General features: G+C 28.6%; 11 protein-coding genes, 1 tRNA gene and 1 other annotated feature. Of the genes, 2 read left to right on the top strand and 10 right to left on the bottom strand.

Going from position 1 to position 16253, the window contains the following annotated elements:
• Nucleotides 1–49 precede the first annotated feature (49 nt).
• Nucleotides 50–262: a binding site (T-box leader), on the bottom strand.
• Nucleotides 263–581: 319 nt separating this feature from the next.
• The 7 genes from Q3223_RS09330 to Q3223_RS09300 all read right to left on the bottom strand — a co-directional run bounded on the left by Q3223_RS09330 (nt 582) and on the right by Q3223_RS09300 (nt 9647).
• On the bottom strand, nt 582–2648 hold the full coding sequence (locus Q3223_RS09330) for an ATP-dependent helicase (RefSeq protein WP_223152666.1): 2067 nt from the start codon (nt 2646–2648) through the stop codon (nt 582–584).
• 76 nt (nt 2649–2724) lie between these two features.
• Complete coding sequence (locus tag Q3223_RS09325; RefSeq protein ID WP_284181701.1) at nt 2725–5754, bottom strand: EAL domain-containing protein; 3030 nt, start codon at nt 5752–5754, stop codon at nt 2725–2727.
• Between the two features lie 52 nt (nt 5755–5806).
• Complete coding sequence (locus Q3223_RS09320) at nt 5807–7267, bottom strand: extracellular solute-binding protein (RefSeq protein WP_243193903.1); 1461 nt, start codon at nt 7265–7267, stop codon at nt 5807–5809.
• 92 nt (nt 7268–7359) lie between these two features.
• Nucleotides 7360–7734: a hypothetical protein gene (locus Q3223_RS09315; RefSeq protein WP_054276063.1), complete on the bottom strand. Its 375-nt coding sequence runs from the start codon at nt 7732–7734 to the stop codon at nt 7360–7362.
• Between the two features lie 177 nt (nt 7735–7911).
• Nucleotides 7912–8652: a flagellar motor protein MotB gene (locus Q3223_RS09310; RefSeq protein WP_054269271.1), complete on the bottom strand. Its 741-nt coding sequence runs from the start codon at nt 8650–8652 to the stop codon at nt 7912–7914.
• Between the two features lie 21 nt (nt 8653–8673).
• Nucleotides 8674–9462 (bottom strand): flagellar motor protein, encoded by a 789-nt coding sequence (locus Q3223_RS09305; RefSeq protein WP_054269270.1) that lies wholly within the window; start codon nt 9460–9462, stop codon nt 8674–8676.
• A gap of 94 nt (nt 9463–9556) precedes the next feature.
• Nucleotides 9557–9647: transfer RNA gene (locus Q3223_RS09300), tRNA-Ser, on the bottom strand.
• A 260-nt stretch (nt 9648–9907) separates the two neighbouring features.
• On the opposite strand from Q3223_RS09300, the gene Q3223_RS09295 reads away from it, so the two are divergent.
• On the top strand, nt 9908–10672 hold the full coding sequence (locus Q3223_RS09295) for a DeoR/GlpR family DNA-binding transcription regulator (RefSeq protein WP_054269269.1): 765 nt from the start codon (nt 9908–9910) through the stop codon (nt 10670–10672).
• A gap of 253 nt (nt 10673–10925) precedes the next feature.
• Here Q3223_RS09295 and Q3223_RS09290 read toward each other — a convergent pair whose 3' ends face one another.
• Nucleotides 10926–12041 carry an ethanolamine utilization protein EutH gene (locus Q3223_RS09290; RefSeq protein ID WP_407811892.1) on the bottom strand — a complete coding sequence of 372 codons (1116 nt, stop codon included), beginning with the start codon at nt 12039–12041 and terminating at the stop codon, nt 10926–10928.
• Nucleotides 12042–12081: 40 nt separating this feature from the next.
• Complete coding sequence (gene glpK, locus Q3223_RS09285) at nt 12082–13608, bottom strand: glycerol kinase GlpK (RefSeq protein ID WP_054269267.1); 1527 nt, start codon at nt 13606–13608, stop codon at nt 12082–12084.
• Between the two features lie 290 nt (nt 13609–13898).
• Between glpK and Q3223_RS09280 the strand changes: the two genes are divergently transcribed.
• Nucleotides 13899–14996 (top strand): alanine--glyoxylate aminotransferase family protein, encoded by a 1098-nt coding sequence (locus Q3223_RS09280; RefSeq protein ID WP_074179181.1) that lies wholly within the window; start codon nt 13899–13901, stop codon nt 14994–14996.
• Between the two features lie 409 nt (nt 14997–15405).
• Here the strand turns inward: Q3223_RS09280 and Q3223_RS09275 are convergent, their stop codons facing one another.
• Nucleotides 15406–15918, bottom strand: a complete 513-nt coding sequence (locus Q3223_RS09275; protein WP_407811891.1) for a hypothetical protein — start codon at nt 15916–15918, stop codon at nt 15406–15408.
• Nucleotides 15919–16253 lie beyond the last annotated feature (335 nt).

The raw sequence follows: 16253 nt of genomic DNA, 5'->3' as shown, positions 1-16253 counted from the left end.
TATGTGGATATTTTAATTTTAAAATCAAAAAAGTCCCTTAGCTTTACAGCTAAGAGACGAATTATATCCGCGTTACCACTCTTTTTGATAAGTAAGTACTTATCCTCTCAATCCCTTAAGGCGGGCAGACCAATTATCATACTAAAAAACTTCTGATAATCTCCTCCAGAGCTCTCTTCACATAGACTTCATTGCTAGGCTTACACCAAACCCTAACTCGCTGTAAATCCATATATGCTACTTTCTCTATCACTGGATTTGTTTCCTTAAATTGTTAATACAATTGTACTTCCTTATAATATTTTTGTCAATAAGTTTTTTATTTTTTTAATAATTTTATTTGTAAATTATTTAAACACTATGATGTATATTTGGCTCTACTCTTTAGATAATCATACATAGAATCTTTTAGATTTATTTATATTCTTTGGATATTAATAAATAATATTTTTCATATTTTGAGCTATTTTTTTAATAATACATTTTATATCTATATCTTTGCCTTAAATATCATACATAAATAATATAATTCTTTCTTACCTATAAAATAATACATTTTATATCTAAGTTTGCTTTCTAAATTAAATAATATAAATTATATTCTTCAATAAGCAAGTTTTCAGGTCTAAAATTCGCTCCCTATCTTTAAACTTTATTGTAAACATAATTCCATCTTTTTTAATTATTTCTCCTTCATGAAATTTTTTATGGTATACCTTATCACCTACACCAATACTATCAATTTCTTTTTTGGTTGGAGATTTTATGTCATTAATAAACAGTGATTTATCAACTTTTTTACCATATTTATTTAACGTAGAACTTATACACAATTTTTCTTCAGCTCTTGTAATAGCAACATACATAAGTCGTCTTTCTTCTTCTAATTGTTCTTCTTTTTTCTCTTCCTTACAAATATCATATGACTTTTCATGAGGTATTGTTCCTTCATTTACGCCTATAATATAAACATTTCTAAATTCTAATCCTTTTGCACTATGCATAGTTGTAAATATGACACCATCAGTCTGTTTATTCTTATTGTTTTCCATTAACTCAGTCTTTACTCTCTCAATATGCTCTAAAAACTCTGTCACAGTATTAAAGTTTGTCGCTGAACTCTCAAGCTCATTTAATATCTCTACAAGACCATTAGTCTTTATTTTTCTGTTACTACAATAATCTAAGACATATCTATCATAATCAAGACTAGTTCTAATATAAGATATTGCATTTTTAGGATTTAAAGTGTTTAAATAACTTAAATCTATTTCCAAATCAGTTATTGTTTTGATTTGTTTAGGATGAAGATTACATTTGTTTATTAATGCTGTTATAAAATCATTTTCATCTTTAGCCATACTTACACTATCCTTAGATATATATCTAAATGGCTTATTTATGATTCTTAACCAATCTTTATTTGACTTTGGATTAATGCCTATTCTTAAATACGATAGTATATCTTGACTCGCCCAATGGTCATATATTGTGATTACTGAATCTTTTACCACAAATGGAATTCTCATATCCATAAATACATCCACCAATGCTCTTGACTGTATATTGGTTCTATAAATCACTGCAAAGTCTGAATACTCTACATAATCTTTTTTTATTTCGTCAATTATTTCCTTGGCAATATGTAAAGCTTCCTCCTCTGAATCATGTGGACAAATATAACTCACACTTCCTCCAGTACCTTGACTACATTTAATGATTTTTTCATATCTATTTTTATTTTTTTCTATAAGCCTGTTTGCAATATGTACTATCTCACTTTTAGACCTATAATTTACATCTAATATTATTTTTTTAGTATTATTGAAATACTTTTCAAATTCAAGCAAAAAGTCTGGTCTTGCTCCTCTAAAACCATATATACTTTGGTCTTCATCTCCAACAGCAAATATGTTATTTAAAGGATTCGAGATTAATTTTAAAACTTCAAATTGTACTTTATTTATATCCTGAAATTCATCTATCAATATATATTTATATACATTTCTAACCCTTTCTAATGCAGACTTATTGTTCAAAAGTAAATAATAAGTTTTTATAAGCATATCATCAAAGTCAATTTTATTAACTTTAGATTTTTGTTCTTCATATAAATTATATACCTTCAAAAACTCATCTTTTGTCAATACCTCTGAATTAAAGTCGTTCTTATCCATAAGTTCATTTTTTACATAAGAAATTTCATTTATAACTTGTCCTACATTCTCATCATCATCAGCATTTTCTATATTTAAGCTCTTTAGTATTGCCTTGATTGTTATTCGCTTTGATTTCTCATCAAATATACTATCTAGATTATACCTTTCAAAGTATCTTAGGATTTTAAAAAATACAGAGTGAAAAGTACCATAAGTTACCTTATTGAGTCTTATATCATCACTTAAACTTAAAGTTCTATTTTTCATTTCTATTGAAGATGCCTTTGTAAAACTTATTGCTAAGATTCTTGTTGGCGCTATATTTTTATTTACGACCATATTAGCTATTCTATATGTAATTACTCTTGTCTTACCTGAACCAGGCCCTGCAAGTATCATGCAAGGCCCATCTATATGTTCAACTGCTTCTAATTGATTTTCATTTAACTTTCTTATATCTATATTTGTTGTGATTATTAGCTCCACCACCCTAATTTATAATTATATTATTTTCTTTTTAATTATAAACCAAAAGTTCATAAAAATACATGTAATTTTTCCTCTATTAAATCACATCATTCCTATTTTCATGACACATCTTGAGCTCTTTCTTAATTTTATCACTTACATCTTCAGGGATAAATGATGGTTTACTAATATAATACCCCTGCATATAATCTATTCCAAGATTAATTAATGTTTCCATCTCACTTTTAGTCTCTACACCTTCTGCTATTACTTTAATATCTCTTTCATTAGAATATGAAATAAGGTTTTTTAATATTTTCTGTCTGTCTTCATCTTTATCAATACCTCTTACAATGGACATATCAATCTTTACGTAATTTGGCATTATATATAACAGTACAGCATCTCCATTGTAACCTGTTCCAAAATCATCCAAAGCAATCTCTATATTCCAATGGCTTATATAAGATTTCTTTTTCTCAATAAAATCTTCATTAATTTTATCATTTTCTGTTATTTCTAATACAACTCTATTTAAATATCTACCATATAAATCTTCAATTTCTTCAAAATCAACTCTTGATAAGTTATTATTTGGAATAGAATTTAAAAACAATTTACAATCTCCAAACTTATCTCTGTATTTTTTAAATGATTTAAGTGCTTTGAACCACGTAATACGCTCAATTTGATAGAGTTTAGATTGTGAACGAGCCAATCTAATAACATCTACTGGAGAACTGAAAGTCTTTATTTTAGGTCTCATAAGTGCCTCATATGCAAAGACTTCTCCTTTACAATCTACAATAGCTTGAAATGCATATTCAACAAGTTGTCCATCAATCAATTTATTTAACTCTTCTCTATTACTCAGTAAGAATGAATCTTTATTATATACATTAATATCAAACTCACTCACTTCGCCCTTGATTGTATTTTTAATTTGATACATAGCAAAATCTGCATATCTCATTAATTCATCATAATTACATGAGTCATAAGGATACCAAGAAACCCCAGCTGATGCCCTTATTTTAAATTCTGTTCCATCATGAAGTTTTAGTAATGTATTGCTCATCTGTATCTTAACAGAATTGATAATATCTCTTATACTCTCTTTACTCTCATATCCATATATAAACACATAAAACTCATCACCTGAAAGCCTAGAAACTATACCATTCCATGATATAAACTTTTTAAGTATACCTGCTGCACATCTAATGTATTCATCACCAGCATCATGTCCATATGTATCATTGATATATTTTAAATTATCTAAGTCCCACATAATAAAGGCTGCTACCTTAAGTTCATCTTTATTTTTAAATTTCTCTTGAATCTGTGAGTAAAATGCTCTTCTATTTAAAAGATTAGTTAAAATATCAAAATCTCTTTCGTATTCTATCTTCCTTTTCTCAATGAACTCTTTGGTTACATCTACAACAACACCAAGAACCTTTAGCTCATCTTCAACAATATTTAGTCTTACCCACTTAGACCTTTTATCTTCAGATTCAAATTTATATATGTATGTATTTTCTGTTTCATAATTTTCTTGTAAATATTCATCTAGCTCTTTTAGTTTTTTAAGAAACTTATCTTTTCTCACATAACCATATTCTTGAAATTCTTTTTCTGTAATAAATACATTAAAAAATTCTTTTGTACAAAAAACGCTCTCTGTATTTTTATACAATTCAAAAGCTCCAATAGGCATATCTACCATCTCAATAATCTGTGATAATTTTGAAGAAGAGTCTGCAACATTTGCACTAAGTATCTCTATAGCCGAAGATAATTCATCTATTTCAGATATATTTATCTTATCAAGATTTACTGGTTTTGATGGGTTACTATTTCTAACTTTTTTAGCTAGAAGGACAATTGGTTTTGTAAATAATCTTGATGCTATATAAATACCTACAAGTCCTATTGCTAAAGAAATTGCAATAGAAATTATAACTAACCTCTCAACTCTTTTTGAAAAAGACAAAAGACTTTTTTCCTCAATAATACCCAAAAGTGCCCAACGTTCATTTTCAAATGGAGTATTAGAGTTGTATAAATCTATATATTGTACACTAGCATAAATATTACCACAACTATAATCATCCTCTTCATTTTTAATCTTATATACATTCTTATAAGATTCTTTCTGTTCTAAATTAGAATGTAAACCATCCCAAAATTTTTCTTTTAGTGAATATCCATTTGAAACTACATTTTCAAATGCCATATCATCATTCCTGTCTACACCTAAAATGTAATTACCTTTTTTATTACTATGTATCTCTGTATATGGCAGTAATTCACTTAAATAGTTTATACTTAAATCTATTCCAAGCACTCCATATACAGTTCCATCTTCATAAATAAGAGGAACTGAATATGTCATTACCTTATCTCCTGCATTTGTCAATAGAAACTGGCTTCCCCAGTAACCTAAATTAGAACTTGATACATTTGGGTTATCAATCGCCGCTCTAAATGGCTTGTAAAAAAAATTATCTCCCTTTCGTGTATTTTCACCTTTAAATGAAAATTTTGGAGCCCAATAACTATCCATAGATATTCCAAAATTTCTTGCTATATCTGATGAACCTCTCTCAATTAACAAATCAGAATTGTCATTTGGGTTAAATTTAGGGTCTAAATCTCTTATGTACAATCCAGTCTTGCTTACTTCACCTTTATTATTCATAGAATCATTTTCAATATTTTTATTACTTAAGATTATAAAAGAACCTGTCACAGAATTTTTTCTCAAAAGATATATCAAATTGCTTGATATATTTTTTATAATCTCTTTGTTAATTTCTTCATTGTCACCTACATCCTTGATTGAAGCATTATTTTCATCCAAGACCTTCTTTACAGATGAATTAATTGCGGATTCCGTTTCACTTGTTTTTGACCATCTTTGCAACATCTCATTTTGTATATAGTTTTTACGATTAATTACTCTTTCATTTAAAATATCAAATGAGTTGTCATTTAACTTCTGAATAGTTCCTCCCCATAAAATTGTGGCACAAAATAAACTTGTTTGAATTAGCATAACAATAATTAGGGGAAATATCATCTTTTTCATTATTGAATTATTTTTTCTTAGATTGTTTTCCATACTTATTCCACCTATACCTTTGTGCATGTCGACACATTAACCGCCAATTCACCTACTCTTTTGTAGCATTTTCAAGCTCAGCCTTAAAATTTTTGAACCAAGTTTCAAAATTCTTGTCATTATTAAATTGTGTTACTGCATCCTTTTTAGAAGTTCCATTTTTTATTAATTCATTTATTTTATTTAAATCTTCTTTAGCTTTATCAAGCATTGAATATTCAAGAACTTGTCTAGCTTTAGTTCCACCATCAAAAGCTTTATTCGTATATAAATTACAACTATTAATTTGTTCAATAGATGAGACTAATGAGCCCTCAACTTTATCTGATACCTTTAAATCATCTTTTTTCATAACTTCTTTTATAACATCTAAATCATTTGTTTTTTTCTTCACTGGTAAGTATCCAGAAGAAATAGAGAATTTTATATTAGGTTCTTTATCTGTAAACCATTTTAAGAATTCTACTGATGCAAATTCTTCTTCTTTAGTGGATTTTGTTACAGCCATTCCTGCACCTTGTTGTACCGCATATTTTTCTTTTCCTTTAAAACGTGGAGCTTGAAAAACAGATGTTTCAATCTTATAACTCTCATTGTCATTTAACATTACTCTATCTGGGAAGTATGCTGCTCCTGAGCTAGAACCCACAAGAGCTAATATATCTCCTGTTTTTGCATCATCAGAACGAAACTTACCATAAGATGCGAAATACCCATTTATATATGGGACATAGAAATTATCCCATAATTTTCTCATAACTTTTTCATCAATATTTAATGTAACTTTTCCATCTTTAACAGAAAAAAGTTCTACTCCTAATTGTTTACTTCCTATAATAATATAATTTGCTAAAGCATCTCTTCCAAAAAATGCTTTACCATCATTAGGTTCTTTTGTTAAACTATCTGTCCATTCATAATATTTTTTTGATATTTCTGTTAATCCCTCTATTGTTTTTATATCATCTATATTTGAATTTGTAGCTTTGGCAAATTTATCCCAATCAGTCTTATTTATCATCAAAACCTCAGTCGATTTTGCAATTGGAAAAAGTTTAAATTCATCATTAGAATTTATTCTACCCTCTTCTACATATTCTTCTATATATTCATTTAGTTCCTCTTTACTTATATACTTGTCCATGTCCACTAGTAATCCTAATTTGTCCATTTCATAGGCAGTATCTGAGTATGCTGCAAATATATTTGGTACATCTTCAGAACCAACTTTTTTATTTGCAGAATCTAAAACCTTTTCTGATAAATCAACTACATTACCTTGACTAAACGCTTCAACAATAATTCCTTTTTCAGCACCTACAGTATCATTAAATTCCTTAACAAGCTTATCAAAAGCCATTTTTTGCTGTCCATTATAATAATGCCAAATTTCTATCGATGTCGGATTCTCTGGATCTAGCTTATAATTATCTTCCTTTTTCAGACTACATCCTGTAAGTAATAAAACAATCATTGATGTGATAATTAATTTCGCAAACTTACGCCTATTCATAAAATCTACTCCTTCAAATTTATAAAATTTATAATAGCATTAAAACTCCAACTTCACTATTTATATTAATTATAGAACCTTTACTGATATATTTAAACAGGATTAACAACATATTTAAAAGCAATTAAGAAACATATAATTACAAATATTGAAAATAAAGCTTTTACATAATTTTTATTTCTAAATGCCCCAAACGATACTAAACCTTGTTGAATAGCTACTGTAATCACTAAAAGTATCATTATTACATTAAGTTGAACTAATTTAAACAAATAAAGTAAAGAAAATATTACTAAAAGGACACATAACACAATACTAGACTTATTGATAATATCATCAATTTTATCTACCTTTTTAGAATTTTTATTAGTTTCCTTTAACTTTTCTTTATTTAAAGTCTCAACTTTTTTATTATACCTTTGTCTCGTTTTATCTTTATACTTTGTGTTTTTATTCTTATTACTCATTTGTTTCCTCACCCTCTATAAAATTTTTTAAATTGAGTTTTTATTGTTTAAACATTATATATTTAAGATACCATATATTCTTCAAAAAAGGTAACTTACTGTTCATCTATTTTTAATTTTAACACAAAAAAACTATCTCTTTTTAGAAATAATTCTATATTGAGATAGTTTGTTTAACTATTTATTTTCACCAACATTTTCTACATTATCATATTTACTATCAACTAAGACTATATCAACTCTCCTATTTTTTGACCTACCATCTTGAGATGAATTTTCTGCTATTGGTCTAAATTCGCCATATCCTACAGCAGACAACTTATCTGGTGCTATACCTGCACTATCAATAAGAAGTTGAACAACATTAGTTGCTCTCATAACTGATAAATCCCAATTCGACTTAAATTCAGAATTTTTTATAGACATATTGTCCGTGTGACCTTCTACTCTTATGTAACTGTTCATTTCATTTAGCATCTTACCTATTTGGATAATCTTATCTCTAGAATTACTCTTTACAATTGCTTTTCCAGTATCAAATAATATAGTATCTTTAAGACTTATTACCAACCCTCTATCTTGAGCTTTTAATGATACTGAATTTGCCATACCATTTTCGTTTAAATACTTTTGAATTTCCTCTCCTACTTTTTTAAACTCAGCATTTTGTAAACTATCTAAATTACTACTACCTGGTTCAACTACTGGTTCCATTTGGCTTTTACCACCTTCAATAACTCCTGAAGAACCACCAAAAGCAGAATTTAGAGATTCAGATAATTGTTTATATTTCTCTGCATCAACATTACTCATAGAATACATTATGACAAAGAAAATCATAAGTAGTGTTATGAGGTCTGAATAAGTTAAAAGCCATCGCTCATTGTTTTCTTCTTTTTCATCTTCATCATGTAACATAAATATTCCATCCTTATTATATTATTCAGTTCTACCATCAGTTTCTTCAAGTTCAATTAATTCTTTTGAATTTAAAAATATTTTTAATTTTTCTGTCATTAAATTAGAATTATCACCCTCAAGTATAGATAATATTGCTTCTATCACCAAAAGTCTTTCATTTATTTCTTGTTGATTTATAGCCTTAAGTTTTGATGCTACTGGTATCCATATTAAATTGGCAGAACCAACACCATACAATGTAGCTAGAAATGCAACAGATATTTGAGGTCCCAGTGCATCTGGGTTACTCGAAAGATTACCTAAAATATGTACTAATCCCATAACTGTACCTATTATCCCCAGTGTAGGTGCAAATCCCCCTGCTGAATCAAATATTGATATACCTTCTTTATGTCGTTTTGATGTTACTTGTATCTGCGATTCCAAGATATTTCTTATAGTAGCTGAATCGACTCCATCTACCATAAGTTCAAGCCCCTTTCTAATAAAAGGGTCTAAGTCATCATTCTCACTTATTTCTTTATCAATGCTAAGAAGCCCCTCTTTTCTAGCTTTAATTGCAATTTCTTTAAAATAGATTATATTTTCTACATTATTAGGTTTTTTATTTTTAAAAGCTAATAACATTATCTTTATTGACTTTTTAAATACAGGGAATGGTGTTGAGGCTCCAACGGCACCTATAGTTCCACCAAAAACAACAAGTGCTGATGAAAATACAAATAGTGCTCCAACGTGTCCTCCATCAATAACAAAAGCAACCACTAAAGACGCTATTCCCACTATGAAAAAAATTAAAGTTGTCATCTATTTCCTCCTTTCTTTAGTTTTACTTGATAAATTACTTTTATTAATAGACACTACAAAAAGACTACCTTTAACAAGAATAGCCTTTAATAATTGGCGGAGAAGGAGGGATTCGAACCCTCGCACCGGTTACCCAGCCTAATCCCTTAGCAGGGGATCCTCTTGAGCCACTTGAGTACTTCTCCAGATTGTCTGTACTAGTAAATTATATAATAAAATTATATTTTAGTCAATTATTTTGTAAAATTTAAGTTATTTTGAATTATTAAATATCTATTTTTACTTTTTTGCTTAAATGTAAGTTTCAAATATGGTAAAATTATCTTGCATAATACTTATAATATTATTTGATAACTATACATACATTAACAAATATACATAAATCCTGACTTAATCATAAGTTATGCCAAAATCTAAAATAATATTAACCCAAGGAGGATATTCCATGCTACCACAAGAAAGATACGAGAAGATTTTAAGTATTCTCGAATCAGATAATATAATTAAAATAAATGACATCGTTCAAATGTTTGACATATCAATAGAAACTGCACGAAGAGATTTAGCTCATATGGAAAGTATCGGGCTTTTAAAAAGAGTCTATGGTGGTGCTATACCAGTTATAGCAAGTAGTGTAGAACTCAACTATGTTAAAAGAAAAAAAATAAACTCAAATGATAAAAAACAAATTGCCATCAAATGCAGTGAGTTTATAAATACAAATGATACTATTTTTATGGATACTGGAACTACTGTCCTTGAAGTTTCAAAAAATTTAAAAGATAAAAAAAATCTAACTGTAATAACCAACTCAATTTTAGTGGCAAATGAACTTATGAATACTAATATAAAAGTATACGTGCTTGGTGGTTATCTTAGAGAAACTGAAGGTTCTTTTTCTGGTCCACTTACACTGTCAGCTATTGAACAGTTTAATGTTGATAAAGCTATTTTAGGTGCTGGAGGTATCACTCTTGAAAATGGTATTTCTGACTATCATTTAGAAGAGGCACTTGTTAGAAAAAAAATGATTGAAAGGTCTAGAAAATCCATAGTGGTTGTTGAACCTCCTAAGTTTGGTATAAATTCATTTGCATCAGTTGCTCCTATAGAACATATAGATACTATTATTACATCTTCTAGTATAGACCATGATATAATAATAGAATTTTCTCAGAGAGGAATACCTTTAGTCATAGCTGATAATTAGTTCATATGATTGGTTTTTTATTCCTTGATATAATAGATTAAAGTTAAGGAGCCAAATAATTATTTATTTAGCTCCATTTATATCTAAACAATACTTTATGTTTTTTATTATGTTACTATTTTGAGATTAGTTTAATACTTTCAATTACTTCAATGTTTATGCTACTTTATTATTTTGAACTATTTAATTATGTTATTAGTCATTTGATTTTTTAATTTAAAGTGACTTAAATTCTGTTTAAGTACTACTCGTTTCATACAACATCTTTCTTCACTCTAATATTTTGTTCTTCTTCTAAAGTTAAATCTTTTGTCATCACCATAGCAAGTGCAATTGCCAATACTCCACCAATCAACTTTCCAATTACGACAGGTGTAATCATCTCTGGTACTACTCCTGCTGTAAATCCTAAATGGTCTCCTAGAGCTGCTGTAGCACAAACCAACCATGCAGTATTCACTACTTTCCCTTTTGGACTCATATCCTTCATCATTTTATATACTGGAATACTATTAGCTAAAGTAAACACTAATCCTGCTGCACTGGTTGCATCCATGCCTAATTTTTCACCCACCATTGTAAGTGGTTTATTAAGAACTTTAACTAACAAATGCAATATTGGAAAAGTACCTAATAATACTATTGCAATACTTCCAATAACTTGAATCCCTTCTCTTATTGGTGTCATTCCTTTTATGAGTACTATACCTGTTATTTCTTGAAATGCAGCTGCTCCCAATCCTACTGTTATCAATATTGATATAAACTTCCCAAAGACTAATGACCCATTTATCATGAGTGTAGAGTTAAATTTTAATCCTATAGCTAGTATCATTGCCAATATTATCACTGGTATCATATTTATAATTACCATTGATAAATTAAACCCTGCTATTAATCCTCCTACAACACCTCCAAAAGGTATTGTTATTAACCCTATTAGTAATCCTTTTGCAAAAAAGGGTCTATCTTCATATTCTATAAGACCTAATCCTACTGGGATTGAAAATACCAAAGTACATCCAAGCATAGATGACACAACTAATCCCGCAAGCATTCCTGCATCTTTATTATGTGCAAGTTCCATAGCTAATGGATACCCTCCCATATCATTTGCTAAAATAGTAGCAAACATAGATGGGTCTGCTCCACAAAGGTTGAAGATTGGTATTATCATAGGACCTAACACATCTGAAATGACTGGAGCTAAACAAACTATACCAACCATTCCTAAAGCTAATGGCCCCATTGAATTAAATCCTTCTTCAAATTGCTCTCCAAGCCCAAACTTATTCCCAATTATTCTATCTAACGCTCCTAAAAGCACACCCACAGCCATTATGTATAATATAATTTTATCAAAGGGCATATTTAGTTCCTCCTGTATATGTAAAATTTTCTGTTGCGCCTTAATTAGCACACAATCTTTTGGTATCGTTTTCCCAATTCATAGCTCTTTTTACTGCCTGATTCCAGCCAATTAATATTTCTTCTCTTTTTTGTTCAGTCATATTTGGTATATATTTTTTACTTATTGTAAATTCGCTTCTAATCTCATCAATACTATTCCAAACACCACATGAAAGACCTGCCATATAGCCTACACCAAGTACTGTTGTTTCAGTGTTTTCTGCAATTTCAATTGGTATATCTAATATGTCAGATTGAAATTGCATGGTAAAATTATTCTTAGTAATTCCACCATCTACTCTCAACATTTTTATATTTTTACCTGAAGCTAAATTCATGGAATCAACAACATCCTTAACTTGAAGTGCAACAGATTCAAGAGTTGCCCTTACTATATGCTCTTTTTTAGTACTTCCTGTTATTCCAACCATTGTACCTCTAGCATATTGGTCCCAATAAGGTGCTGCAATACCTGCAAACGCTGGCACAAAATATACACCACCAGTACTTGTGATTGAATTTGCCATATCATCAGTTTCAGAATAATTTTTTATGACTCCAATTCCATCTCTAAGCCATTGTATCGCCGCACCTGCTATATATACACCTCCATCATAAGCATATGTAACTTTATCACCTATCTTCCAAGCAACAGTTGTCAATATACCATTACCTGCTATATTTAACTCCTCACCTATATTCATATATAAGAAACATCCTGTTCCATAAGTATTTTTTACCATACCTGGTTCAAAACATCCATTACCAAATAAAGCTGCTGGTTGGTCAACCATTGATGCAGTAATTTTTATAGAGACACCACAAAATGCCTCCTTATTTGTAGTTCCAAAATCTCCACTGGTAGGCATTATATCTGCTAAAATATTTCTAGGTATCCCTATAATATCAAGTAACTCTCTATCCCAATCCATATCTCTTATATTAAAAAGCATTGTTCTTGCTGCTGTGGATACATCAGTTAAAAAAGATTTTCCTCCTGTCATTTTCCAAATTAGCCAACTATCTAATGTTCCTGCAAGCACTTCTCCATTTTTTATTTTTTCCTTTACACCTTTTACATTGTCTATTACCCATCTAATTTTTGTGCCTGAGAAATATGGGTCTATAATTAGCCCAGTCTTATCTATTATTTTATTTTCTAGACCTGGCACCCTCTTTAAATTTTCCACATAATCATAAGTTCTCCTACACTGCCATACAATAGCATTATAAAGAGGCATACCTGTATTTTTATCCCATAGCATTACTGTTTCACCTTGATTATCTATACCAATTCCTTTTATGTCACTTTCATTGATTCCACTTTTAAAAGCTTGCTGTAATACATTATTACTTACAGTCTTTGTATTATTCCAAATTTCTATAGGGTCATGTTCGACGTATCCAGATTGTGGATATATTTGAGTATGTTCCATATAATCACTAAAAACAAACTCTGATTTTTCATTTATTAATACTGCTCTTGTTCCTGTTGTTCCTTGGTCAATTGCTAATACATATTTCACTTTAAACGTCCCCCTTATTTTTCAGAATTAATAAATTCTTTTTTATTTTTTGAATATAAAATCTATTCAAGTTATTTATATTTTATATCATTCTGTGGATTTATACAATATTTATTACAATATTTTTTGTATTTTTTAATTAAAATGATTTTAAAAGTATTTTAATTAAAATGTTATTGCAATATTTACTATTTTATTCTATAATCTAGGTAAATTAACACATAAACTTATAACATATACACACAAACAGTCATAAAGAAATTAAAATTAAACTTTGAGGAGGATTTACAATGAAAAAAACATATCTATTTAGTCCTGGACCAGTAATGGTTACAGATAGGGTTAGAAATTCACTTCTTCACTATGATATATGCCATAGAGGGGATGAGTTTATGGATTTATTCAAGGATACGCAGAAGAAAATCAATAAATTATACAACGCAACTTCTGATTACTACTCATTAGTTGTATCTGGCTCTGGAACATCTGTAAATGAATGTGTATTGTCTTCTATATTCAATAAAGAAGATGCTGTTTTATTAGTTAGTAATGGTGTTTTTGGGGAAAGACTAGAAGAAATATTATCTGCTTATAGTGTAAAAACATATAAGCCAAAATTTGAATGGGCAGAATATCCAGATATAGACATTTTAGAAAAATACATAACTGAGAACCCTGATATAAAAGTAATTGCCATGGTATTTCATGAAACTAGCTCAGGTATGATAAATCCAGTTCCTGAACTAGGAAAACTTGCTAAAAAGTACAATAAAATATTCTTTGTGGATGCAATAAGCGCTTCTGCAGGAGAATATATTGATGTGGATGAGTTCAATATAGATATAATAACTGGTGTTGGTGGTAAAGCCCTTGGTGCATTTCCAGGATCTGCATACATTTGTGCTAAAGAAAACATTTTACAAAATATTAAAGAATATCAATGTAAAAATGTGTACCTTAGTCTTTATAAACACTACAAACTTGCAAAATCATCCTCTCAAACACCAAATACACCTAATGTCACTTTAATATTTGCTCTTAATGAAGCTTTAACTGAGTTTTTAGAAGATGACAATAAAATAGAAAGATATAGAGAATGTTCTGCTATTTTAAGAAATGGAATGGAAGAACTAGGTCTAACATTTTTACTTCCAGATAAGTATATGTCTAATACAGTTACCTCTGTGTTTTTGCCTAAAGAAATAGATATAAATAAGTTTATATTGGATTTAGAAAGGGAAAATGGTTATGTAGTATATCCTGGAAAAGGCAAATTCTTAGATGCTAATATCTTCCAAGTCGCAAACATGGGAGAAATATATCCAGAAGATTGTTACAAATTTTTAGATGTCTTAAAATCAAAACTAGAAATTAAAAAAGCTATGTAAATATTTATAAAATTGACTTATATTACTGTTTAGAATTATTGCAAAATCCTGTTTTATCATAATAGAAAAATTTATTTCAGCATGGAGTAAACATTTAATACCATTTCGTTTTAATGCTCTTTAATCTTTATTGATTAAATTCTATAGGATATCAGTACGAATCAAATAGACTGACTTTTTTAAATTTTCATTTAATAAATTAGATTTTATATTTTCTATAAGGGTGAACTCTAAATATATAAAGTTCACCCTCATATTAAATTTTATATTTTTAATACAATCATTTTTAGATTTAGTTATCTTATGTTTTTAATACAATAGTTTTAGATTTGGTTATCCTATATTTTTGATACAACATTTTTACATTTAACTATTTTATATTTTAATATAATCGTGTTTACATTTAATGTTATTTTTCAAGCTCATCAAAGTAATTATATACAACAACTTTACCTGTTTCTTTATCTGTTGTCTTTATAATTCCTTTCGCTCCATTTACTTCTTCTTTTGTAAATTCATCATCTAACACAACTTTAAATTTATCTTCCTTCCCATATCCTTGTTGGAATTCGTCTCTTAAAATTGCATTTTTTTCTTCTTTTGGCTTCAATTCAAATTCGATTCCAGATTTCATCTCATCGAAATAGTTTAATACTACTACTTCATTATTCACTTTATTAGTAGTCTTTATCATCCCTTTTGCTCCATTCACTTCTTCTTTTGTAAATTCATCATCTAATGTTATATTGAATTTATCTTCTTTTCCATACTCCTCTTGAAAATCTCTTTTCATCTCATTGTATTTAGTCTCAAATTCCTTATTATCATTTAATTCCATAGCTGATACATTTGTCAATGATACTCCGATCATCATAATTGTTAATGCTGAGACTACACCAGTTTTAAATTTTTTTACTTTCATATCTTACCTCCTAAATTAAATATTCTCAATGCAATTATATAAAGAAAGTCATAAGTTTTACAGTTTCATTCTTGTAACTAAAATTACTATTATGTAACCAAACTTTTCATTTCAACTATTCCTTAAAAATCACTTTTTTGAGGAATAGTTGAAATGAAATAATAAGATTTTTGTGTTTATTAATAGCCTTAAAATTAGATTAATCAAATATCTTTTTAATAAAATAAAAAGTTTGTATATACTTCAAGCCAACTTATTTACTTAAAATCTTATAATAATCAACTCTAAAATATCTATCTATTCTAGCAACAGTTCATTTATTTTTACTATACAAA

Origin of the sequence: Clostridioides sp. GD02367 (genome assembly GCF_045900275.1) — a bacterium.
Lineage (GTDB): Bacteria > Bacillota > Clostridia > Peptostreptococcales > Peptostreptococcaceae > Clostridioides > Clostridioides difficile_A.
Note: the sequence above shows the minus strand (reverse complement) of the source record. Positions and strands in the feature narration are given on the sequence as shown.